25 protein-coding genes are annotated in these 21,627 nt (G+C 48.6%); 11 read left to right on the top strand and 14 right to left on the bottom strand.

Annotation, left to right across the window (positions count from 1 at the left end):
* The first annotated feature begins 7 nt into the window (after positions 1-7).
* From E7Z62_02855 to E7Z62_02835, 5 genes are all read left to right on the top strand, one after another.
* On the top strand, positions 8-970 hold the full coding sequence (locus tag E7Z62_02855) for a hypothetical protein (protein MBE6522054.1): 963 nt from the start codon (positions 8-10) through the stop codon (positions 968-970).
* Between the two features lie 4 nt (positions 971-974).
* Positions 975-2,015 (top strand): tRNA-dihydrouridine synthase family protein, encoded by a 1,041-nt coding sequence (locus E7Z62_02850; GenBank protein MBE6522053.1) that lies wholly within the window; start codon positions 975-977, stop codon positions 2,013-2,015.
* A gap of 73 nt (positions 2,016-2,088) precedes the next feature.
* The gene (locus E7Z62_02845; GenBank protein ID MBE6522052.1) at positions 2,089-3,108 is read left to right on the top strand and encodes a pirin family protein; all 1,020 of its coding nucleotides are present in this window, start codon (positions 2,089-2,091) and stop codon (positions 3,106-3,108) included.
* 37 nt (positions 3,109-3,145) lie between these two features.
* Positions 3,146-4,690, top strand: a complete 1,545-nt coding sequence (locus E7Z62_02840; GenBank protein ID MBE6522051.1) for a hypothetical protein — start codon at positions 3,146-3,148, stop codon at positions 4,688-4,690.
* A 13-nt stretch (positions 4,691-4,703) separates the two neighbouring features.
* Positions 4,704-4,997: a peptidylprolyl isomerase gene (locus tag E7Z62_02835; GenBank protein ID MBE6522050.1), complete on the top strand. Its 294-nt coding sequence runs from the start codon at positions 4,704-4,706 to the stop codon at positions 4,995-4,997.
* Between the two features lie 162 nt (positions 4,998-5,159).
* Here the strand turns inward: E7Z62_02835 and E7Z62_02830 are convergent, their stop codons facing one another.
* Positions 5,160-5,459, bottom strand: coding sequence for a site-specific integrase (locus E7Z62_02830; protein MBE6522049.1), 300 nt, complete (start codon positions 5,457-5,459; stop codon positions 5,160-5,162).
* A gap of 107 nt (positions 5,460-5,566) precedes the next feature.
* Here E7Z62_02830 and E7Z62_02825 point away from each other — a divergent pair, with 107 nt between their 5' ends.
* Together E7Z62_02825 and E7Z62_02820 are read left to right on the top strand one after the other, a co-directional pair.
* Positions 5,567-5,869: a hypothetical protein gene (locus E7Z62_02825; GenBank protein ID MBE6522048.1), complete on the top strand. Its 303-nt coding sequence runs from the start codon at positions 5,567-5,569 to the stop codon at positions 5,867-5,869.
* A gap of 81 nt (positions 5,870-5,950) precedes the next feature.
* Positions 5,951-6,448, top strand: a complete 498-nt coding sequence (locus E7Z62_02820; GenBank protein MBE6522047.1) for a hypothetical protein — start codon at positions 5,951-5,953, stop codon at positions 6,446-6,448.
* A gap of 315 nt (positions 6,449-6,763) precedes the next feature.
* Here E7Z62_02820 and E7Z62_02815 read toward each other — a convergent pair whose 3' ends face one another.
* Genes E7Z62_02815 through E7Z62_02805 form a run of 3 tightly spaced genes read right to left on the bottom strand, consistent with a single transcriptional unit; the run spans position 6,764 to position 8,518 of the window.
* Positions 6,764-7,255 (bottom strand): hypothetical protein, encoded by a 492-nt coding sequence (locus E7Z62_02815; GenBank protein MBE6522046.1) that lies wholly within the window; start codon positions 7,253-7,255, stop codon positions 6,764-6,766.
* A 47-nt stretch (positions 7,256-7,302) separates the two neighbouring features.
* The gene (locus E7Z62_02810) at positions 7,303-7,686 is read right to left on the bottom strand and encodes a hypothetical protein (protein MBE6522045.1); all 384 of its coding nucleotides are present in this window, start codon (positions 7,684-7,686) and stop codon (positions 7,303-7,305) included.
* A 4-nt stretch (positions 7,687-7,690) separates the two neighbouring features.
* Positions 7,691-8,518, bottom strand: coding sequence for a hypothetical protein (locus tag E7Z62_02805; protein MBE6522044.1), 828 nt, complete (start codon positions 8,516-8,518; stop codon positions 7,691-7,693).
* A 65-nt stretch (positions 8,519-8,583) separates the two neighbouring features.
* Here E7Z62_02805 and E7Z62_02800 point away from each other — a divergent pair, with 65 nt between their 5' ends.
* Entirely contained in the window at positions 8,584-9,798 is a 1,215-nt protein-coding gene (locus E7Z62_02800) for an FprA family A-type flavoprotein (GenBank protein ID MBE6522043.1), read from the top strand.
* A gap of 87 nt (positions 9,799-9,885) precedes the next feature.
* Positions 9,886-10,890, top strand: a complete 1,005-nt coding sequence (locus E7Z62_02795) for a hypothetical protein (GenBank protein MBE6522042.1) — start codon at positions 9,886-9,888, stop codon at positions 10,888-10,890.
* On the opposite strand, the gene E7Z62_02790 is transcribed toward E7Z62_02795, so the two are convergent.
* Complete coding sequence (locus E7Z62_02790; protein MBE6522041.1) at positions 10,876-11,436, bottom strand: manganese efflux pump; 561 nt, start codon at positions 11,434-11,436, stop codon at positions 10,876-10,878. The two genes, E7Z62_02795 and E7Z62_02790, sit on opposite strands and share 15 nt — an antisense overlap.
* 244 nt (positions 11,437-11,680) lie before the next feature.
* Between E7Z62_02790 and E7Z62_02785 the strand changes: the two genes are divergently transcribed.
* Positions 11,681-12,082, top strand: coding sequence for a hypothetical protein (locus E7Z62_02785; protein MBE6522040.1), 402 nt, complete (start codon positions 11,681-11,683; stop codon positions 12,080-12,082).
* A 63-nt stretch (positions 12,083-12,145) separates the two neighbouring features.
* On the opposite strand, the gene E7Z62_02780 is transcribed toward E7Z62_02785, so the two are convergent.
* The 4 genes from E7Z62_02780 to ribB are packed head-to-tail and all read right to left on the bottom strand — an operon-like array spanning position 12,146 to position 14,163.
* Complete coding sequence (locus E7Z62_02780; GenBank protein ID MBE6522039.1) at positions 12,146-12,556, bottom strand: 6,7-dimethyl-8-ribityllumazine synthase; 411 nt, start codon at positions 12,554-12,556, stop codon at positions 12,146-12,148.
* Between the two features lie 5 nt (positions 12,557-12,561).
* Positions 12,562-13,032 carry a riboflavin synthase gene (locus E7Z62_02775; GenBank protein ID MBE6522038.1) on the bottom strand — a complete coding sequence of 157 codons (471 nt, stop codon included), beginning with the start codon at positions 13,030-13,032 and terminating at the stop codon, positions 12,562-12,564.
* Positions 13,029-13,454, bottom strand: coding sequence for an FAD synthase (locus E7Z62_02770; GenBank protein MBE6522037.1), 426 nt, complete (start codon positions 13,452-13,454; stop codon positions 13,029-13,031). The genes E7Z62_02775 and E7Z62_02770 overlap by 4 nt, the downstream gene beginning before the upstream one ends.
* Position 13,455: 1 nt before the next feature.
* On the bottom strand, positions 13,456-14,163 hold the full coding sequence (ribB, locus tag E7Z62_02765) for a 3,4-dihydroxy-2-butanone-4-phosphate synthase (GenBank protein MBE6522036.1): 708 nt from the start codon (positions 14,161-14,163) through the stop codon (positions 13,456-13,458).
* A gap of 189 nt (positions 14,164-14,352) precedes the next feature.
* Here ribB and E7Z62_02760 point away from each other — a divergent pair, with 189 nt between their 5' ends.
* A complete protein-coding gene (locus tag E7Z62_02760; protein ID MBE6522035.1) occupies positions 14,353-15,639 on the top strand; it encodes a serine hydroxymethyltransferase in 1,287 nt (428 codons plus the stop codon).
* Positions 15,640-15,790: 151 nt separating this feature from the next.
* Here E7Z62_02760 and E7Z62_02755 read toward each other — a convergent pair whose 3' ends face one another.
* From E7Z62_02755 to hmgA, 5 genes are all read right to left on the bottom strand, one after another.
* Positions 15,791-16,807: a hypothetical protein gene (locus E7Z62_02755; protein MBE6522034.1), complete on the bottom strand. Its 1,017-nt coding sequence runs from the start codon at positions 16,805-16,807 to the stop codon at positions 15,791-15,793.
* A gap of 192 nt (positions 16,808-16,999) precedes the next feature.
* Positions 17,000-17,461, bottom strand: a complete 462-nt coding sequence (locus E7Z62_02750) for a peroxiredoxin (GenBank protein ID MBE6522033.1) — start codon at positions 17,459-17,461, stop codon at positions 17,000-17,002.
* Between the two features lie 9 nt (positions 17,462-17,470).
* Entirely contained in the window at positions 17,471-19,129 is a 1,659-nt protein-coding gene (locus E7Z62_02745; GenBank protein MBE6522032.1) for a phenylalanine--tRNA ligase subunit beta, read from the bottom strand.
* A gap of 59 nt (positions 19,130-19,188) precedes the next feature.
* Complete coding sequence (locus E7Z62_02740; protein ID MBE6522031.1) at positions 19,189-20,289, bottom strand: cation transporter; 1,101 nt, start codon at positions 20,287-20,289, stop codon at positions 19,189-19,191.
* 133 nt (positions 20,290-20,422) lie between these two features.
* Positions 20,423-21,577 carry a hydroxymethylglutaryl-CoA reductase (NADPH) gene (gene hmgA, locus E7Z62_02735; GenBank protein ID MBE6522030.1) on the bottom strand — a complete coding sequence of 385 codons (1,155 nt, stop codon included), beginning with the start codon at positions 21,575-21,577 and terminating at the stop codon, positions 20,423-20,425.
* Positions 21,578-21,627: the final 50 nt, after the last annotated feature.

Here is a 21,627-nt window from a genome sequence, read left to right as displayed (position 1 = left end):
CCCATCCATGAAGATCTACGATGCCTACAGGATGGGCGTTGAAGCTGGAATGAAGAGGGATCTGCGTCCCCAATCGGAAGTCCAAAAGATTCTGACAGATGCCCAAGAGCTCTACGATTCGCTTCCTGAAGACAGGAAAGAACTGTTCGACATGGAAAGACTCTGGAACCCATATGCGGACTCCAGATTCTCCGTCATGTCAGAGGAGGCCAAGGAGATGGATGCGGTCCGTCTCATGTGGGGTATCGACATCTCTCCGGCAGAGATATTGCTGGCCGATAGGCTCAGAGAGAAGGGCGAGAGGATAGATGCCGTAGTCGCACACCACCCGAACGGTACATCAAAGACATGCTTCCCGGAAGTCATGATGCAGATGACTGCCATGTTCGAGAACATGGGCGTTCCTAAGGACAAGGCATATCAGCTGGTCAAGGACCGGATGGACGAAGTCCTCAGAGGAATGCAGGGCTACAACTACAATCAAACTGCCGATGCCGCGCGCATGCTGAACATCCCCTTCTTCAACATACACGCCCCCGCCGACAACATGGTGGAGGCATTCATGGTAGACAAGATGAAAGAGGACGAACCCAACACCCTCAAGGACATCATAGATTCTCTGATGAAAGAACCCGAACAGAGGATGGCTGCCAGATGCAACAGTCCGCCCATAATACTGAATGGAAATCCCGATGACGAATGCGGAAAGATCATGGTCAAGATGAACGGCGGGACATCATTCTCGAAGGAGACCTATGCTTCCCTGGCAGAAGCCGGCGTTAATACCATCATAGCGATGCATTATCCGGACAATCATCTGGAGGAGGCCAAGAAAGCAGGAGTCAATTTGGTCATCTCCGGCCACATGTGCTCCGATTCGATCGGAGTGAATCTCATATGCGATATTTGGGAGAATGAGGGGATCGAGGTAATCCCCTGCTCCGGATTCACCCGCTTCAGCAGAAACTGATACGATGGTCTGGAAGATCGGCGATATCGAAGTAGGAGGGCCAGTCGTATCGGGCCCGATGTCAGGTTACACATCCAGAAGCTACCGGGACTTCATGAAACCGTTCGGAGTCGCGGTATCCATGACTGAAATGACATCCGCTGTCGGAATCCTCAACTCGGATGCGAAGACAGGCGACTATGTGATGTTCGACAGGAATTACCCTACCGGCCTTCAGCTCTTCGGACACAGCGAAAATGATCTGGCTGAAGCAGCCGCAAAGGCCCTGAGATGGAATCCAAACATAGACTTCTTCGACATTAACATGGGATGCCCGGTTCACAAGATACTGCGCAGCGGCGCCGGTTCTGTGCTAATGAAGGATCCCCCACTATGCGGTAAAATGGTTAAAAAGGTCAAAGAGGCGACTAAAAGGCCAGTCACCGCCAAGATACGCCTCGGCTCAGACATCAATCACATGAACTATCTAGATGTGATCAAAGAGCTTGAAGCCTCTGATGTTGATGCCATCACCGTCCATGCGAGGACCAAGGACCAGAACTATTCTGGATATCCGCATTACGATGTCATAGAGGGACTCCAGAATGAGATGTCCGTTCCACTTATCGTCTCTGGAAACATCTACTCACTGGAGGATGCGATTGATGCGAAGAACGTCACTAATGCGACCGGAGTGATGGTCGCAAGAGGAGGCGTAGGAAATCCGTTCCTCTGCACCCAGATTGATGAATATTTCAAGACCGGGAATAAACTCAAGAATCCGACGGTACATCAGCAGATAGAGTGGTGCATACAACTCGCCGATATGCTGATAGATGAGAAGGGTGAGGATTGCGCCATACGCAAGCTTCGCAGCATTGCGCCCAAATTCGTTTCAGGATGCCACAGATGCAGAGAGTACCGCCTTAGACTGGCCACAGAAACCGTGGATCGCGAACATCTCATCTCCATATTGCAAGAGATCGATGATAAGATGGGATACGAACATATCAATATGGACGGCAGAAGGACATACTACCCCATAGATGTGCCCCAGTACAACTGATGATCGGGACCTCATACCTTTTCTGAATTAGGATTGGTTTCGTTAATATAGGAACTCAACATACGAAGTGCTGATGTTCCTACTCGCCAAGAAACCCTCAACAGTCCAGAAGATTGTCGATATCAACATCCATTGGTCCGGAGACGATCCGTTTACTTTCGTTTCCCACCACCATGACAACTACCCCAAAGGCAATTCGCAACTTGCTCCTCCGCTGAATACCATCAGCGGAAGAAATCTTGGAAGGGACTATCAGGAGAGGATGGGCTTCAGGATGTATCACGGGCGTGTCGTTCCCGGATTCCCGATGCATGCTCATTGGGGGTACGAGACCCTCACCATCGCTGAGAAGGGCTTCGTTGATCATTTTGATACGGAGGGCAACCACGGCAGATTCGGTAATGGGGATATGCAATGGACGTTGGCCTCCAGCAGATACGAACACTGCGAGATGTATCCGCTCCTGGACCAAGAGAACGAGAACCCCGTCCATATCACGCAGATCGTCATCAATCTTCCCCTCGAAAGGAAGAATAAGGACATCCATGTCAATAACACCTGGTCAGAGGACATCCCGATAATCAAAACCGAAGGGTCTGAAGTAACACTCTACTGCGGCGAATTTCAGGGAAGATCGTTGTACTCGCCCAACCCGACATCCTGGGCATCAGCAGAAAATTCCGTCAGGATAATGAAGATAGTTCTACAGCCCGGAGCATCGTTCAGTTTGAATTCCCTGGCCGATGGCATTGATAGGAACGTTTACTTCGTGTCGGGCGATACCGCAACGCTGGAAGGTACGAAGATCAAACCATGGCTCAGATACAAGATGAAAAGAAGTTCACCTCTCAATCTCATAAACGGGATCGAAGAATCCGAATTCTGGATACTAGAAGGAAAACCCATCGGTGAGAAACAGGCCAACTTCGGACCTGTCATACTCAAGGACCTTGACGAGGTAAGGAAATCCATGGATGAGATAAGGATCAAGGAATTCCAAGAATGGCCCTGGGGCGTCATGGATGTCACCAACCCTATCGATATGGGAAGAGAGCTCCATCGCAAGGACGGAACCGTCGAGAGACCTATCTAAAAAATACTCCTATATTGATAGGGGGGCCATGTATGGGATGAACAAGACGATCTTAGCGGTCGTCTCTGCAATTGCACTCGTGTATTCCGGATTGTGCTTCTTTCTGACGCTCCAGGGATATATAACTTCGAATGAACACCCTGTCCATTTTTGGGTGTTCCTTCCACTCAGCATGGATTCACTAGGATTCGACATCTCCCAGTGGATAATAGACAATGTGGTTTCATTGAACTTCGATGGCAAAGCGCCCTTCGAGTATCTGATAGATACCTTGTTCAAGAGTCTGCCTGACTCCATTACAGGTCTGAAGTTCGAGATAGTATTGGTGCTGCTGCTGGTCGGTTTCATATTATCTATCGCCGGTTTCATGACCAAACCCGCTATGGACTGTGCCGGGGTAGAGAACCCTGTTCAGTACCTCTGGACTCACAGACCGCACGCATTCCGCAGATGCCTGGCCCTGCCTTGGAACCTTTTGGTTGCCGCATGGGCAAAATCAAAAGCATTGGTCATCATACCAATCCTGCTGTTGCCGCTTTACTTCTGCTGGTCGATAATGATCTCTATCGCACTGATCATACCCTTCATCCTTGTCAGGCTCGTAATAGGAATGAAGATCAACGGTGCGGCAAAGAAAGAATCATCCGAATATCAGAAAAATACTGATTACGGGGTCTGCCCTCACTGCAAGAGGAACTTCGAGAGGCCCATGGTCAAATGCAGATGCGGCCTCATTATCAACTACCCGGTGCCGAATGAATACGGATACAAGGTCCATTACTGCAACAAAGGGCATGAGATCTCCTGCGAGAGCGGAAAGAGAGCTAATCTTACAACGATCTGTCCTCACTGCCAGAAACAGATACAGACCAGGGAGGCCCTGCCGATTACCATCTCAATGGTGGGAGGAACAGGTACCGGAAAAACTTCCCTCATGCTCGCATCTGTCGAGACCTTGACACACAATGCAAGGATTGTCGATGTAACAGTGGACAGCCCATCGCCGGGACTGTCCAAAGAGGCCATCTCGGCCAAGGATTATGCTCCAAGGACGGTTCCCGGAGAGACCGAATCACAGATCCTGTTCCTTCGTTCGTTGAAACTTCAGGACAGGGAGATCGTCTTCAACGATATCTCCGGAGTTGAATTCCAGCCTTCAGTGGACAAGATGCTCTTTGAAGAGTACTACAATTACACCAACGGTATCATCTTCACCTTCGATCCCTTGGCATTCAACAGGGAATATCTGAGAGAAGCGCCTCATGAGGTCTTCGATTGCTTCCATTACATGTATACCACGATCAGAGGCATTGGACCTGGATCGGTATCCGATGTTCCCTTCGCAGTGGTTGCCACCAAGAACGATCTCATGAACCCCAGGCTCAGCGATGACGATGTCAGACAGTATCTGATAGACAACGGCGAAGAGAACTTCGTCATGGTCGTGGAGTCCGTATTCTCTGAAGTGAAGTACTTCGCAGTGAGTGCCCACGGTACGAACTGTGCTTCATCCCTCAAACCCGTTTGGTGGATCGTTGGGCATGTGGACAAGAAACTGACTGAGCTCATACCAGTAGCATAAATACAGGAAGAGGATGGGGAAACTCATGGTAAAATCAGTTAATGCTTCACACATCCTTGTATCCAACGCAAGGGACGCAGAGGGAATAATGATTCGCCTTTCCAAAGGAGAGGACTTCGCTAACCTGGCCAAGAGGTTCTCCAAGTGCCCCAGCAAATCTAAGGGCGGAAACCTAGGATGGTTCAGCAAGGGCGAGATGGTCCCTGAATTCGAGAAGGCATGCTTCGAGGGACAGAAAGGACAGATAGTCGGACCTGTCAAGACAGAGTTCGGATACCATATCATAATGATAAACGATCAGAAATGAACTCTTACGCCTGGACATGTCCAGGCGGTCAAACCCATTTCTTTTTGATCATTTCTGTATGCAAACACGTTAAGAACCACGTTCTTATCGCTTGTACTATAAAAAGAATTGAAGATACATTAATCCCGCAGTCCCACCTCTGCGGATTGTAATTTGTTTTAGTCACAGACCGTCCTGAGTCATGTCATCGGCCAGGGCCATCTTCCTCGGATCGACGTAAGGGTAGTGGTTGCGGGTTATCTCGATGCTGCTGTGGCGCATCTTCCTCTGAATAACGAACTCATCCATCTTGCTGTCGTATATAGTCATGCAGAAGAACCTGCGCAGGCTATGGGTAGACAGGTCGACACCGGCCCTCTCCCCTAGCCTCCTCACCATCTGCCCGATGGCATCGGGGGTCATCGCCCTGCCCCTATAGTTGGAACCGTTGATGAGCAGCCTGCCCTCCGACGAATCCCGTATCTGGAGACGGTCCTCGACCTTATCTCCAGATAGGCGCTCAGGGCATCCATTACCTTGGGCCTCAAGGTGAAGACGGCCCTCTTCCCCTTGCCGAGTACAGGGACACTATGGCCATATACTTGGCATGTATGGCCATAACCGGGCCGTTCTTTACTATCCGTGTTGTCTGTAACGATGCTCTGCAGACCATGAGGAAGAACAATCTATGCGTGAACCTGGTGTTCTTGCATACTGGATTGAAGCTGTTCATGATGTACGTCGGAGGTGTGATTTTCGGGATGTGGGGAATGATGGCGTTCAACATCATCGCCAACTGTATCGGGTGTTCCATCTCCATATTCGCTACTCGTTACCATTGGAAACGTTTCGATGTCAACAGTGTGGACGCTAGTAAGGCAGTGCCGCACTGATTTGGATGATGGATTAGAACATCCAACCATTTCTCCGCATTTGCTTTATACATTCAAAATGATTCGAAACCGAGGGAAACTATGGCATTTACCCTTAGCAAGATGATTTTCGCTATAACCACCGTAGTCATGATAACCGGTGCCATAATCATAGGTGTGACCGCCAATCCAGCGAGCGAGGATGTATCGTACGATAGCTCGAACGGAACGATAACTGTGCATCCGCAGGAAGCGATCGCTGATTCGCAATGGTCGGCATACATCTACGTGGAGCACGAAAAGGATTCGTCGAAGCAGTGGGATGAGATCACGCATGATACGAAGGCCTCCATATCTTCGGACCGCAAGAGCGTCACAATCACCAATGATTCGAAAGTACTGGTCAATCTAGCTGACGGACATTATCAGGTGCGTCTCGTTCCATCGGATAGCTCGCTGAAGACCCTGGAATTCAATTTTGATGTCAACAGTGATGTGTTCTCCTCCGACGTGTTCAAACTGATAGCAATATTCATTGGATTCTGCATACTCATGGCTGTAGCAGTAATAGCAGGACGTATTTACCGCGGAAAATGGTGATTCAATCAAGTGATAACTGGTCAGGCATGGCCATTGATGGATACTTCGATCGATGGCACTGGCCTGCTTGTCGACCTGACGTCATCTTGTGAACGATTGACCTTAAAAAAACCAACGTCTGTTTGCCCCATCATCTCATCTCGGGCAACAGCCGTACGGTTCATTTCAGACGGTGTTTGCACGGCATATCATAATAATAAATGATCAGAAATGATCCCCTTACCCCGGGAAACCGGAGCTTCGTTCTACAAATCTAAGTAAAAACTTAAGATAAAGTGCCGGCTGGAAATGAACTCCAGCCAGCTGTTTTCATGTTTACATCCTTGCAAATGTGACCGCGTTGACGATACCGGCAACGACGAGAATAACACCGAAGATGACGAATACGATGTCGTAGTTGAGGAATATGAGAATTCCGGCAATCAGAATTAATGCACCAACAACCACTCCCATGGTCTTGGTACTCTCATCGCCTTTGATGGCGCTGAAGATGATGATTACTCCGACCAGAATTGCAATAATTCCAAGGATTATGATTGTAACATCTGCAAAGAACCCAGGAATAATACAAAGAATTATTCCCAAAACGATCATGATCAATCCCATCAGATCAACATTCTTTGCCACGATCATTGGGAGAACTCCTGCAACGATCATGCATACACCTGCAATGATGAAACCCCACTCAAGGGCGACATTTTTGTCCCAAATAAACAGAATACCGACGAGGATCAACAAGACTGCGTTGATGAGCATTGTCGTCTTATTCTGGACGTAAATAACTTCCATATGAGTTACCTCTGTCATCCTGTATTTTAAAGGGAAATAGATAAGGATATCGCAATTTTAAGAATTTATATAGCGTTAACCGCATCTTCGAAGCTTGCGAAAGACTCGAATTCCAATCCCCTGGCACTCAGGCATTCTGAAGAATCACCGACTGCGACCAGCCTTATGCCTGACATCACCTTATCGGCCTTCTCCTTGCCGTAGTAGTTCTCAATGTTTGCAAAGAACAACTCTGCCTGCTCCTTAGATTGGAACAACATGTGGGTGACGTTCCCCCTCTTGAGCTGCATGAACAGATGCAACTGAGCATTGCTGACTGTAATCATCTCATGCTTTCCTTCCGCATCATCGATGACTATGACTCCGAAAGACTCGATACCCTTTCCTTTAACTAGATCGGTCTGTTCCTTCAGAAGACTTGCAACCGTGGTGAATCCCAATACAGCCATGCTATCAATACCTCAATCCACTGTCATACTTTTTGAAATCTTCGTATTTGTACGGTGGGTTGACCCCCAGACTCCACATGTAATATTCCGGATGGAAGTATCTCCCACGGTTCTGTGTAAGATCAGCGAACTGCAATGCCTGCTTAGGACACAGGTTCAGACAGCTCATGCACATCGAGCATTCCATTTCATCCCACACAGGTTTCCTGTGGTAGACTTTGATTATCTGTTCCGGACAGACATGCTCACAAACCCTGCACTCGATGCACCTTTCATCCACAGAGAAAGGCTCCGTATTCCTGAACGCTGAATAACGCTGCCTCATCTCATCGAAGCAATCACTGCCTGCCATTGTACGGAAATCGCCTTTCTCCTGTTTTTTGATGGAACTGATGATCCCATCTACCGCAGAATCCGCACTTCCGTTGATCTTCTCGGCCTCTTCTTTGTCAGGAACGTCCTCGTAGAACACAGCGTTCTCGGGCATGAGCACATCGTAGAAAGCGTCCACATTCAGTTTCTTTCCTAGTATATCCTGAAGCTGTTCGCATGCCTTACCGGACTCACCCGCGCAAGTTGAGATGGCAAAAACATGACCAGGCTTGACTATCTCCACTGTTTCGAGGAATTCTTCCACTACCGACGGTAGACCGTGGAAATAGACTGGAAACACGAATCCAACAATGCTCTCGTCCGCGTTGTAGAATGAACGCTTGTATCTGACGGCAGAAGCCATTTCCACCATATCCGACTCGAATTCTGTCGCTATGCGTTTCGCAACGTGGTAGGAGTTGCCTGTTCCTGAGAACACAAAGATCATGTGTACTCGCATCCTGTCATCGGATTTAATCTCTAAGCCTCAAAATTGATTTTTATTACCAACACCATTGTCGACTCATGGCAATAGCGGATGGGACCGGTATCAGAATCAAAGACGACATCTACTGGATAGGCGGGGATGACAGAACAGCAGCGCTGTTTGAGGGGTCCTTCCCGATACCGGAGGGAGTGTCTTACAACTCCTACGTCCTAATGGATGAAAAAACGTGTCTGATGGATACTTGCGACTCATCCATCGTATCGAAATTCTGGAAGAACCTCCAAGGGGTGCTTGGAGGAAGACCGCTTGATTACCTTGTGATCGACCATATGGAACCCGATCACGGTGCTGCCATCGTTCAAGTGCTGGAAACTTATCCGGAAGTGACCGTTGTTGGAAACAGCAAGACCTTCGACATGCTCGACAACTTCTATCAGCTGAAGCCCAAGAACAAATTGGAAGTCAAGGACGGCGATGAGCTCTGTCTCGGGAAACACACTCTGAAGTTCTACTTTGCCGTTATGGTCCACTGGCCGGAGGTCATGTTCGCCTATGATCTGAAGGATGAGATACTGTTCTCAGCCGATGCCTTCGGAACGTTCAAGACCCTTTCAGGAGCACTATATGCGGATGAAGTCGATTTCGACAGAGATTACCTCGATGAGGCGAGAAGATACTACGCAAATATCGTGGGAAAATACGGAAGCAAAGTCCAGAATATATTCAGCAAGCTGGAAGGTGTGCAGATTGATATGGTCTGTCCGCTCCACGGCCCGATCTGGAGGGGAGAGCACATCGGCTACATCATGGAAAAATACATCATATGGAGCCTTTACGAACCCGAGGAAAAGGGGGTTGTGATCGCATACACTTCCATGTATGGGAATACCGCCGCTGTGGTTGAGAAGCTTGCACTCCTGCTCAAGGAAAAGGGAGTGAATAAGATCAATATGTACGATGTCACCAGAACCCATCCGTCGTACGTGGTCGCTGACGCGTTCAGATTCAGCAATATAGTCCTGGCGGCACCGACCTATAACAACAATCTTCACCCTACAATGAGCGCAGTGATAGAGGATATGGAGATTATGACTGTCCAGAACAGGAATTACTCCCTAATCGGAAACGGTTCATGGGCACCTCAATCACCCAAAATCATGGAAGAAAGGATGTCTTCCCTGAAAGGAATGACCAAGGTCGGAGAGACCTTCGTTATCAAATCATCCATGCGGCCCGAGCAGATGCCGGATCTTGAGAAACTAGCAGATGACATAGTCGCTACGCTGAAATAATCAGAGTTTAGCTTTCAGCTTTAATAATCATCTGGATGGTTAAATATCACCAGCAACTAATTATAACTCAGACTAGATTAGACTCATATGGCCTTTACCATAAGACTCTGCCCCTATTGCGGTGGAGCCATTACTTCAGATGAATTCGGGTATTACATCTGCGGTGAATGCGAGAAACGCACTTTCAGGTCCAGATCTAACAGCAAGGCGTATCTTTTAAACAAGCCTTACGAGGATGAGTTCTCCAGCATCGTGAGTCTCATCGAGAGGGATCCGTCCGAAGCTATCTCGAAGGTAGAGGAGATGATGAACGAGTCCGAAGAACCAACAGCGGACATGTATTTCACTCGCGGTTTTGCATTCGCAGCCGACGGAGAGGAGGGAAAGGCCCACAATGATTGGAAGAAGGGTCTCGACCTCATCACAGACTTCCGCTTCATCGATGCTTACATAGTCGGGGTATGCAAACGTATCGTCGACCTGATCATCATGAAGGAACGCGAGTTCATCCAATTCAATCCGATAGAATACATCGACCTGATTTCGACTGAGTTCGGAGTCAAGGCATCAGTTCCCTGCAAGGGAATATTCTACATCACGGTCTACAGGAACTTCAGAATGAAATATCAGGCCGGAGAGCTCGATGGCGATGATGACATCTATCCGACTATCATCCCGAAACTTCTGAACAAGATCCTCTCATACGGACGCGATTTCCGCACCGTCAACACCATAATTGAGGAGGTTCTCGAGGACTTCCATTACAATCCCGACACATATGTAGAAGATGACAATCTGAAACTCCATATGTGCAGCCTACTAAAATCCACATATGAGAGGCTGAGTGTGAACTTCAGTGACGAACATATTACTCGCATCTTCAGGCATTGGAACGATTCCAATATGTTTGACCTTGAATACTGGATGGATGAGCTGATGAAATCTGTCAGAGATGACACAATTCTTCAGAAACTCCGTTCGCTCGGGTCCCCCAACAGAGAGGAATTCGATCTTAGCACTGCTGTTGAGGACTACGCCAGGATGTTCCTTCTACTCTCTGAGGACGGCAAGGACCTTTCACAGGACGTTTAAACCTTCCAGCAGGATCTTCAGACCTATCAAGATCAGTATTATCCCTCCTGCCAGCTCCGCCTTTCTACTATATCTATCCCCTACGATACTGCCAAGCTTAACCCCGACCATCGATATCATAAGAGTTATACAACCGATTATCAGAGAGTCAGCCCATACATTTGCTCCTTCCATTGCCAAGGATATTCCCACTGCCAAAGCATCTATACTGGTAGCTATGGCCAGAAGAAACATAGTCGTAACTCCGACATTATCATCTACGGCATCCTCGTCACCGAATAGTGCTTCGCGAATCATATTCAAACCTATGATAAGAAGAAGTCCGAATGCCACCCAATGGTCTATATCAGCAATGTACTGGTAGAATGACTCTCCTACGAAATAACCTATGATAGGCATGAGCCCCTGGAATCCGCCGAACCACAATCCTATTATCAGCATCGACCTGAAACTTGGAGTCTTCATGGCCAATCCTTTACAGATCGATACCGCGAAAGCATCCATCGCCAAACCAACTGCAATGAGGATGATAGACAGCAGGTCCATGAACAGGGCAATAGATACCGTTCATAAAACAATTATTTACGCTTGTAGGAACGATTGTCCGTGAATTATATCCGATAATGCGGTTTTTAGATAGGAAAATAATACCGCCATTAAACCCGTTAACCATCCATCAATAGAACAATTGTATAGGATTGTGGCCCATTATCTGTGAATGTTTAGTGATATTGAGAGTTTTTATATATACTAAAAAGTATGTTGGATGTATAATCCAATAGGTGCTATCATGCAAGCAAAGACACTCAGTGAGAAACATTGCGGGAGGTGCGGACATGACTGGACAAGCGGAATAGACATGCCTGCGAGATGTCCCCACTGCGGAACATATCACTGGTACGGCGAATCCACTACATACACCTGTTTTGTATGCGGACACACCTGGTTCTCACGTACTGCTAAAACACCTATGAGATGCCCCAAATGCAAGACTAGATCCTGGCAGAACGGTCCGAGGCGCTTCAACCCCAAAAGCATCGACACAGAGGATAACAATGTACGCATCATCATAGACATGTACCTTCACGGAAAAGGATGCGTGTCCATCGCTATGACGACCGGGGTAGCACTATCGAGTGTGATTGATATCGTAAAAATCGCTGTCTGCGACGGCCGTCAGCCCAGAATGTAAATTTTTACAAAAAAAAACGAAAACTAAGAGAGACCGCGGCATAACCGCCGCGGTCTATTTTATTCACTCCAATCTCTGGAGCATTTTCACGACAGCATCGACGACATCTCTGCCTTTCTCGATCCTGTCCATTGCCTGAAGTTCTGTCATCCCGGGCCCGGTCACTCCGAATCCTACTGGCTTTCCATACTCCAGTCCAAGGTCCATTATCTTCCTTGAGGCCTGAGCGATGACGACCTCATCGTGTTTGGTCTCACCGGTGATTACTGCACCGAGTGTGATGACAGCATCGATATCCTTGTCCTCAAGAAGCTTCTTTGTAGCCATAGGAATCTCAAAACAACCAGGGACCTTAATCTCCTTGACGATCTTTACACCTAGGAACTCGGCCTCGGCCTTAGCCCTTTCCATCATGAGCATGGTTATCTCGTAGTTGAACTCGGCAACGACTGCTCCGATCTTGTATGCTTTCATTTTTCTCACCTATATCTAACGGGACCTTTATCGGCGAATCCCTGCCTAAGACCTGTACCTGCCCTCTTAGTCAGACTCTCTGGGCGGAACAGTAGATCGTAAACGTTGAGCGCATGCTCCCTGGCCCTGCTGTCTGCCAAGAAGGCGAGCTCGTCATCATCCTTAGCCTCATCCTCATGGACAAAGACCTCGATAATGTGCTTGTTCGTCATCAATTGTGCCCTGATCAGACCTGTAGATGCCTCATGGGCACACATCTTATCCTTCTGCATCGGGCCGGGCATCCCCAGAGCCATTACGATATCGCAGTTCTGCTCCTCAATCAGCTTCTTGCATGCAACCGGCAGATCCTTGACCCCCGGTACGGTGTAACGTACTATCCTGAAACCCGTTCCAGCGTGCTGTAGCTCATCTATCGCGGAATGGCCCATATCGAACCTGGCGAATGTCGTGTCAGCAATACCGATTATCTTCATTGGGAACCCATCTCCCTGATCTTTGCCATTATGCGCCTGGTAGCGTTGAGATCGTCCGCGCATTCGTTCGCCCGTACGACATCTATCCCGTCAAAGCCCCTCTCTTTGAGCTTTGCTTTCAGCTCCGATTCGTCAAAATTCTGATCATAGCCGAGAACGATGATATCGGGCTTCACTTTAGCTACTGTGTCCAGCATATCTCCTTCCCCTCCGACGATCGCTTCATCCACTGGTTTCAGAGATTCTACGATGAGGGCCCTCATAGCCTCCGGAGTGACCGGTTCATGCTTGTTTTTCCTGACGGTCTTATCACTGGCAATAACAACAGTCAGATAATCACCATAGGACTTGGCTTGTTTCAGATAATCTATGTGACCCGGATGGATCAAATCGAATACTCCTGAAGCCATTACTCTGACCATATCAAAGCTCCGGGTGGATTTTCTTGAATTCTTTCCATTGTGCGATCACATCATCTCCATCGATGATGATCATATCGTGCTCTTTGGCGTATTCGGCTACGCTGGATTTGGGTCTTGAACCGAAATCGTCCCCCATCATCTCACAGATGGTGGCCGAAGGCATGACCCCTGCCATGTACATCAATGCGGTACATAACTCGGTGTGTCCGAAGCGTGATTCCAAAATCTTCTCCGAAGTGTTGAGCAGATGAATATGGCCTGGTGCTCTGAAGTTGGTACCTAGCTCTTTCTTGACCTCTTCTATTGGCTTTCCAGAAAAGAGAACTTTAGCATACTCACTGGCAGTCAATGCACGGTCCTTGTCGGTGATACCGGTGTAGGTCTTCCTGTGATTGATAGTTACACCGAAAGATGATTTGGTTCTGTCATAAGGGATGTCGGTCGGAGCCATCGCCTTCAGAAGAGGATACTTCTCGCAATCATCCCAGTAGACATCAGACATGAAAGGCAGACCTACCTCCATCGCCCTTGAATACGGGGTGGTGACACAGATCAATCCTCCAGCATCCTTCCTCATCTTCTGAATGATTTCAGGGGTGACGAACTGAGAAGCAACGGTCATGTCGCATTCCCTCTCTCTATCGTCGAAATCGTATACGAGTATCGGTTTTCCTTTCCTTATATCCTCAAGGACACGATCAAATTCCATATGAACACTACCTTTCTGATTATTAGCGCACATAATATAAGGTCTCAATCTACCAAAAAATTGGTAGATAACTAACTTACTACTCTTTTTCTGTATAGATGCGAGAAGTAACACTGTGAACAGCCATCGTAAAAACGTCGAACCAGCAAATGGTATAAATTGAGGTCCCCCTACGGGAGACCGATAACAATGGCCATAGAGGACGCCAAATTCATCAGAGAGAACGTCAAGGCTCACAACAAATGGTTCGAGGAATGCATACCCATGATCGCATCGGAGAACCTCATGAGCCCACTTGCTAAAGAAATGCTCATCTCCGATTTCGCTGACAGATATGCAGAGGGATTGCCTGGAAAACGTTACTACCAAGGAAACATCTATGTTGACAAGGTAGAACTGAAGGCAATTGAACTCGCAAAGAAGGTCTTTGACTGCGGATTCGCTGACCTTAGACCTATCTCAGGAACTGTCGCTAACATGGCCGTCCTGATGGCTTTTGCTAAGCCGGGAGACATCATCACCACCTGCGCTCTGGATCAGGGCGCCCACATCTCTACATGTGAGTTCGGTGCTTTCGGACAGAGGGGAGTTAACTCTGTCAACTATCCCTGGAACGAATCTGACATGAATCTGGACATAGACGGAACCATCAAAGTACTGAAGGCTGCGAAGCCCAAGGTCGCTCAGTTCGGTCTCTCAGTATTCCTGTTCCCTCCGCCAATCAAGGAGCTTCAGGATACCTTCAACGAGATTGGATGTCTTGTCTGGGAAGACTGTGCGCACGTCCTCGGACTCATTGCAGGAAAGCAATTCCAAGACCCCTTCAAGGACGGTGTGAACATCGTTTCAGCTTCCACCCATAAGACCTTCCCCGGACCTAACCACGGTATCCTCTTAGGACAGAACCTTACCGAGGAACAGGAAAAGAAGCTTCAGCATGCCGCATTCCCCGGAGTCACCTCCAGCCATCACCTTCATGCCATGGCCGCATTGGGAATCACCCTCGCCGAGATGGACGTCTTCGGAAAGGAGTACGCCGCACAGGCGTGCAAGAACTCCCGTGCACTCGGAGAGGCACTCTACGAGCTGGGCGTACCTGTACTCTGCCCGGACCTAGGATTCACCAGATCCCATGCGATCGCAGTCGATGTTTCCGAGTTCGGAGGAGGAAAGCTCTGTGCTCAGTTACTGGAGGATGCGAACATCATCTGTAACAAGAACATGCTCCCCAGAGACACCAGCTCGGTCAACCCGTCGGGACTCAGGCTCGGATCCCAGGAAATGACCCGCATCGGAATGAAGGAGAGCGAGATGAAAGAGGTCGCAGAGCTCATCGCCAGGGTCGTCAAGAAGAAGGAAGACCCTGCAAAGGTCAAGGAGGATATCAAGGAACTCAAGAAGAACTTTGCCACCATCCAGTACTGCTTCAATGCAGGCGAGCCTGCATACGACTATCACGAACTGGTAAACTTCTGAAACCACACAAAAGAAGGGGGACATCCCCCTTCATTTTTGAAACAATAATAATCGTCTTTGAGACGTTACCACACTAACGCAACAGACAGACCAGTCTGTTCACCTATTCAAGATAGAATTAATGAAGGGGGTTATGCCCCCTTTTATGGTTTCAGCTACCTATAACACGGTAGAAGATGGGATCCTTATCATGATCAAATGAGAACTTGATGATCGCGGTATCCTCATTGATTGACACTCCGCTGACCTCTCCTCCATTCGAGAAATTGAACTGGATCTCATACTTCTTGCCGTCTAAGGTGAAGATAATAGAACCTGCATCAGCGTCGTAATCCACAGAGGTTCCGGTTTTCACGGCCTTGACGTGGATTTCGGGGCTATCTCCGAGCTGGACTGATCCTGTATGATTTATGTCGATAACGTCAGTGAGCCCCGTATATTTGATACTGAAATTCATAATGTCTGTGGGGACCTCTCTCGTTCCTTTGATATCCAGGACATTGGATACTGAGGTGTTCAAGCAACCGAGGGTGACACTCTGGTTAGAGATGGTCTGCCTTACTTCAAATACGGCCGATCCGTCATCCTTGATACTACCGTTCTCGAATACGATACCTGCCGTTCCGGTAATGTACTCGATGTAATTCTTCTTATCAGATTTCTCAGCGATGACACCCTTTCCATCGACATAAATCTTTAAGGTAACGCCAGACAGTGGCTTGATGATGAAGACTGCTTTGGAGGGCAGTTCCGCATAACCATGGTCAATGTTGACCTCTTTGCCGCCGTTGCTGTCTGCGACGAAGATCGAGACGTATCCTATACCGCCGTCACTACCGAAGATTGTGTTAGCATTCGACCACTGGGCATAGAGTGTGGTCTTTGCTGGTGCTACGGAGTTCTCGTTGTAGTCGGTTCCGCTGCCATCAGCCTTGGTGTTCCAGACTACCCAGTGATAACCGTCCTTCTGGAAGGAACAAGTGTCTACACTTGTGGAATGTTGCGTGTATGTTGTCTTGCCATCTGGCAGTTTTCCTCCGTTCCCGTCATACAGGATACCATCGGAGGGGGCATCGCCACCGTTATTACTGCTCATCGCGAAGAAAGCTATTCCTGCGACAGCAACAATTACCACTGCGACAATGGCTATTACGACCTTAGAATTCATGATAATGGTTCTCCCAGTCGTAATAAGGTACCAGTGTATATATGCACTATGACAACCAGACTGAATGATCCAACATTCAATTGGACCCAAGATGCGGGCCACGGCTCTGGGAATGAAAGCCTATTCGGAACCTAATGTCCAAGAAGCCCACTATTGAGAGGCAGTTCGTAAGATTACAACACTTACGACTTCTTATAGCAGAGATTTTGCCTTTTCTAAGACTTTTTCGATGTGTCCGTCGACCTTGACCTTCTTCCAGACGGCCTCCACCTTACCATCTGCACCGATGATGAAAGTCGTCCTGATGGTGCCGGTGGTCTCCTTGCCGTACATCATCTTGGTACCCCAGGCACCCGCCTCCTCGAGCAGCTTGTGCTCAGGATCGCTGAGGAGTTTGATCGTCAGCTCTTTTGAGTCGACAAATTTCCTGTGTGAAGCCACAGAATCCTTGCTGACTCCTATTACAGTCAATCCAAGGGCCTCGAATTTGGGGAGACTCTGACTGAAGGCAACTGCCTGCCTTGTGCAGCCCGATGTATTGTCCTTCGGATAGAAGTATAGTACGTACCTCTTGCCCTTCATCTGCTTGCTGTCGAATATCTCTCCATTCTCATCTTGGAGCTTGTAGCTGGGGAATTTGTCACCTACTTCCATCTCATCACCTCAGAACATCGTTCCCTTGCGGTCCTTGATTATGGACTCGAGATCGAGTTCCATGAAGGCCACAGGGTGCGTGATCTCATATCCGGTGACGACCTCGATGGCCATCTCTCCGAACATTCCGATCGGTTTTCCTTTGTAGCAGACTTCCGCTCCGCGTCCGTCTATGAATGTCTTGATGTCAGTGTTCTTCAACTCATACTCGCATCCCATCTCCCTGAGAACTGATTCCGTGATGGATTTGATCTCGGTGAAGGAGACCTTGGATGCTGTGTACATGGCACAAAGATGTGCCTGAATGAGATTGTCCCTCACGACATTACCCACTTCGAATATCTTCTGTGGAAGATCGCGGTGCTTGTTGTGCCTGAGGATGTTCATGAGACTAGGCATCAGATACGACCTGAGGCAGGTCACGTCCTCCGTGATAGGATTCAAAACCTTGACGTTCTCGATGTAAGGGAGCCTGGAGATTTCGAACTCTTCCTTGTCGTTGATCAGGGTGAGGGTCATGACCTCCATGAATCCGAGTCCGACCATGATGTCCCTGATATCCTCTGAGAATGCGTTGACCGGCTCCAAACCTCCAGATGTCTGAACGAGTGAGTAGCTGCCTCCGAAGTTCTCGAAACCGTATCCGATCCCTACATCCTCGAAGAGATCTACCTTGTGCATGATATCCAGCCTGTAAGGGGGGACCGTGATGCTGAGCCTGTCCCCGTCCGCAGATGCGTCCATACCCATCTTCCTCAGCGCCTTCACCATGTCTGCCGAAGTGAGTGCGGTACCGAGATACTTGTTGCACTCAGCTACCGATATCTCATAGGTCTTGGGTGACAGGTCTGGGGACTGGAATGAGTTGCCGTCCTCATGCATGGTGACCGATTCGATCTTTCCTCCACGCTCTGCCAAGGATGTACATACTATGTCCAACGCACCTTTGACCGCTTTGCGGTCGAAACCGGTGACGTCGATGAACAGATTGTGAGTGTCGGTTGTGACCGTTGTAAGGGATCCGTTAATGATGGGCGGGAATGACAGTACGTTGTTGTCCTTGTCAAGGATGATGGGGTACTCCTTGTATCCCTGAAGGAGATGGGCATAATCTCTGCCCTTCTCGTGTTTTGTGAGGATCTCCTCCATATCCATCTCCTCCGTCTTGGCAAGAGGGACGAACCTTATGGAATGGGGCTCCGCAAGCCTGTAAGTGAACGGAGCGCAGACCTTATCAAGGTCATGTATGCCTATCGCCAGCTTCTTCCTCTTCCTTCCGATGGTGGTATGGAGCTTCTCCTGCATCTCCATGATAGACTTCAGCATATTGTCGTCGATGTTCACGTCCCTGACGACTCCGCACAGGAAATAGGGCCTTACATCTTTGACCGACTTATCGATGTAGACATCCATTCCGGATTCTTTGACATCGTATGTCTTCATTCCCGGCTCGATGTCCAGGAACGCCCTCAGACCTCTTGCTGTTCCTTCGACACTGTAAAGGTCGGGACGGTCCGGGAAGAATTCGACCGACATATCGTCGCATCCGGCTTCGGCATGCTCTATGTCGGCTCCGATCATGGGTATCCTATCAGCGAGCTTCTCCATCGGGATGTCCTGTCCGATGATGGAGCAGAGGTCGCTGTACTTGAAGTTGATTACAGGCATGAGACCTCGATAATAAATCCCAAATTTATACTATCGCGCACGAAACGTACGGCAAGGCATCATACATCGATATCCAGGATCAATTCTAAACGGTAGTCAGGATACTTTTCCTGTATCTCCTTGCATATCTGTTGGAACATCGACGTACGATCTTTGATACTATAGTCGATGATTATGTCCAGATTGATGACTTTGTTCTTTTGATCCACTCTGAATCCATGGGCCTGTACTACTTCCTTATGGGACATGACGATCCCCATCACATCTTCGCGTATTGCCTTGGACTCCGGACTGTTATCGACTGAGTAGACACCTACGGCACACATCAGAACCCTATGCTTCTCTGCAACATTCTTCGCTATCCTGCGTTGGAGAGAATCCAATTCTATCGCGTTCATCTCACCTGGAACCGCCACATGGACCGACGCTACGATCCTGTTCGGACCATAACTATGAAGAATGAGATCGTACGCACCCTCGACCTTCTCCTCTTCGCAGATGGTCTTCTTTATCTCGTCCACCAACTCATTGTCGGCACGGCTACCCAGAATCTCATTCAACGCCTCGATTATCAGCTCGATACCGGCTTTCGCTATGAAGACTGAGATCAGTATTCCAACGTAAGCCTCCACACTTATTCCCGCAATCATGAAGATCAGTGCTGAGGCCAACACTGATGTGGTCAGCAACGAATCATAGAGCGCGTCCGTTCCTGAGGCGACCAATGACTTTGAATTGACCTTGTTTCCCACAGACTGGAAGTACTTTCCCAAAGCTATCTTCATGAGAATAGCTATGAACATGACGACCAACGATATGGTGTCGTATTCCGCTTCTACCGGATTGATTATCTTGTTTACGGACTCGAACAGTGCCGTCAGACCAGCATACAAGATGATTGCGGCGATGATCATCGTCGTCAGATACTCGATCCTGCCGTAACCGAATGGATGGTTCTTATCAGGTTCCTTGCCTGCCAGCTTAGTACCTATGATTGTAACCACCGATGAAAGTGCATCGGTTAAGTTGTTGACCGCATCCAATGTGATAGCGATCGAATTCGTAAAGACTCCCAATAAAGCTTTAGCAGAAGCCAAAAGGATATTGGCCAATATCCCGACTATGCTGGTCCTGACGATTATCTTCTCTCTGGTGGCCATATCCACCTTTTCTGGTATCGCATCTGCCGTTACACCGCCCGCCACCAACCTAATTGGGGCGATGGTGCCTTCCGCTATGTGACTCACAGGCTCCAACGTTTCGTCTGCCTTCTGCTTGAGGTCTTTAATGATGTCACCTGCCGAGAGTCTTATGTGCCTGACCAAGCTGTCCTGCGGCCTGTGCTGCCAACGTGGACAGCTCCCCGGCAAGTACCGTGGAAGCTACGATTTCAGAGAGTTTTCTTGCTTTGCCACTACCCTTGCAGCCTATCATTTCCAAGGCCTCACTCTGACAGGGTAACGATGTGCCTCCTCCGACGGTACCAACTTCCACTGCCGGCATACGGACGCTGATGTACAGATCACCATCGACATCCTCACAGGATGTGAGGGTCATGCTTCCCCCAACTACCTGGGCCGGATCCTGACCTGTTGCAAGATACAATGCAGCCACCATATTGGCAGCATGAGCATTTGCACCGAGAGTACCTGCCATACTGCTACCAACAAGATTCTTCCTGTAATTTGTCTCGACTATAGCCGAGGTAGATGTATGAAGCTTGGACTCGACTATTTCTGCAGGGATAGTGGACTCTGCGATTACCGTCTTTCCCCTGCCGGATATCATATTGATGGCTGCAGGCTTCTTATCAGAACACATATTGCCGGAGACCGAGACCATCACCGCTCCTGTCTCCTTCTCTATGAGCCTGCAAACGGCCTCTGAAGCTATGGTGGCCATGTTCATGCCCATCGCATCGGCGGTATCAAACGACAATCTCATGTAGAGACTCCTTCCGTCAGGGAAAAATTCAATGTCCACGAGCTTTCCGTGACTTGTGGTCCCGGCAACCGCCTGATCTATGGACACCATATTGGATTCTACCCAATCCATGACCATTTTCGAATGTTCGATACCTTTGACCTTGAACACGGGAGCACGTGTCATGGCATCCGAGAACACAGCAGTTCTGGCGCCACCACTGGCGTTTATTACGGACATACCTCTGGAGATCGATGCGATAAGTGCGCCCTCTGTCGTTGCAAGAGGTATCAAGAACTCTCCTTTCGCATACTCGCCTTCGATTTTCATAGGGCCCGCGTACCCCAATGGGATCTGAACGGTACCGATCATATTCTCGATGTTCTTTGAAGCCTTCTCAGGATCAAAACCGTAATTACCGATGCTGTTCAGTGTGACTCCGGTAAAGGACTCTGCTGCTTTGCGGCGGCTATCAGCATCTGCTTTTGTCTTTCCGCGGTTCTTTAATCCCTCAGTATCTGCCATGGTGTTCGGTCATCGACATCAGGATATAAAATAAAGAACGAAAAGAAGTG

Source organism: Thermoplasmata archaeon (assembly GCA_015063285.1).
Lineage (GTDB): Archaea > Thermoplasmatota > Thermoplasmata > Methanomassiliicoccales > Methanomethylophilaceae > Methanoprimaticola.
Note: the sequence above shows the minus strand (reverse complement) of the source record. Positions and strands in the feature narration are given on the sequence as shown.

Bases quoted from the DNA above. Each gene is read 5' to 3' on its own strand.
- E7Z62_02855 (MBE6522054.1), top strand. From the start codon at position 8: ATGAAGATCTACGATGCCTACAGGATGGGCGTTGAAGCTGGAATGAAG.
- E7Z62_02850 (MBE6522053.1), top strand. From the start codon at position 975: ATGGTCTGGAAGATCGGCGATATCGAAGTAGGAGGGCCAGTCGTATCG.
- E7Z62_02845 (MBE6522052.1), top strand. From the start codon at position 2,089: ATGTTCCTACTCGCCAAGAAACCCTCAACAGTCCAGAAGATTGTCGAT.
- E7Z62_02840 (MBE6522051.1), top strand. From the start codon at position 3,146: ATGAACAAGACGATCTTAGCGGTCGTCTCTGCAATTGCACTCGTGTAT.
- E7Z62_02835 (MBE6522050.1), top strand. From the start codon at position 4,704: ATGGGGAAACTCATGGTAAAATCAGTTAATGCTTCACACATCCTTGTA.
- E7Z62_02825 (MBE6522048.1), top strand. From the start codon at position 5,567: ATGGCCATATACTTGGCATGTATGGCCATAACCGGGCCGTTCTTTACT.
- E7Z62_02820 (MBE6522047.1), top strand. From the start codon at position 5,951: ATGGCATTTACCCTTAGCAAGATGATTTTCGCTATAACCACCGTAGTC.
- E7Z62_02815 (MBE6522046.1), bottom strand. From the start codon at position 7,255: ATGACAGAGGTAACTCATATGGAAGTTATTTACGTCCAGAATAAGACG.
- E7Z62_02810 (MBE6522045.1), bottom strand. From the start codon at position 7,686: ATGGCTGTATTGGGATTCACCACGGTTGCAAGTCTTCTGAAGGAACAG.
- E7Z62_02805 (MBE6522044.1), bottom strand. From the start codon at position 8,518: ATGCGAGTACACATGATCTTTGTGTTCTCAGGAACAGGCAACTCCTAC.
- E7Z62_02800 (MBE6522043.1), top strand. From the start codon at position 8,584: ATGGCAATAGCGGATGGGACCGGTATCAGAATCAAAGACGACATCTAC.
- E7Z62_02795 (MBE6522042.1), top strand. From the start codon at position 9,886: ATGGCCTTTACCATAAGACTCTGCCCCTATTGCGGTGGAGCCATTACT.
- E7Z62_02790 (MBE6522041.1), bottom strand. From the start codon at position 11,436: ATGGACCTGCTGTCTATCATCCTCATTGCAGTTGGTTTGGCGATGGAT.
- E7Z62_02785 (MBE6522040.1), top strand. From the start codon at position 11,681: ATGCAAGCAAAGACACTCAGTGAGAAACATTGCGGGAGGTGCGGACAT.
- E7Z62_02780 (MBE6522039.1), bottom strand. From the start codon at position 12,556: ATGAAAGCATACAAGATCGGAGCAGTCGTTGCCGAGTTCAACTACGAG.
- E7Z62_02775 (MBE6522038.1), bottom strand. From the start codon at position 13,032: ATGAAGATAATCGGTATTGCTGACACGACATTCGCCAGGTTCGATATG.
- E7Z62_02770 (MBE6522037.1), bottom strand. From the start codon at position 13,454: ATGGTCAGAGTAATGGCTTCAGGAGTATTCGATTTGATCCATCCGGGT.
- ribB (MBE6522036.1), bottom strand. From the start codon at position 14,163: ATGGAATTTGATCGTGTCCTTGAGGATATAAGGAAAGGAAAACCGATA.
- E7Z62_02760 (MBE6522035.1), top strand. From the start codon at position 14,353: ATGGCCATAGAGGACGCCAAATTCATCAGAGAGAACGTCAAGGCTCAC.
- E7Z62_02755 (MBE6522034.1), bottom strand. From the start codon at position 16,807: ATGAATTCTAAGGTCGTAATAGCCATTGTCGCAGTGGTAATTGTTGCT.
- E7Z62_02750 (MBE6522033.1), bottom strand. From the start codon at position 17,461: ATGGAAGTAGGTGACAAATTCCCCAGCTACAAGCTCCAAGATGAGAAT.
- E7Z62_02745 (MBE6522032.1), bottom strand. From the start codon at position 19,129: ATGCCTGTAATCAACTTCAAGTACAGCGACCTCTGCTCCATCATCGGA.
- E7Z62_02740 (MBE6522031.1), bottom strand. From the start codon at position 20,289: ATGGCCACCAGAGAGAAGATAATCGTCAGGACCAGCATAGTCGGGATA.
- hmgA (MBE6522030.1), bottom strand. From the start codon at position 21,577: ATGGCAGATACTGAGGGATTAAAGAACCGCGGAAAGACAAAAGCAGAT.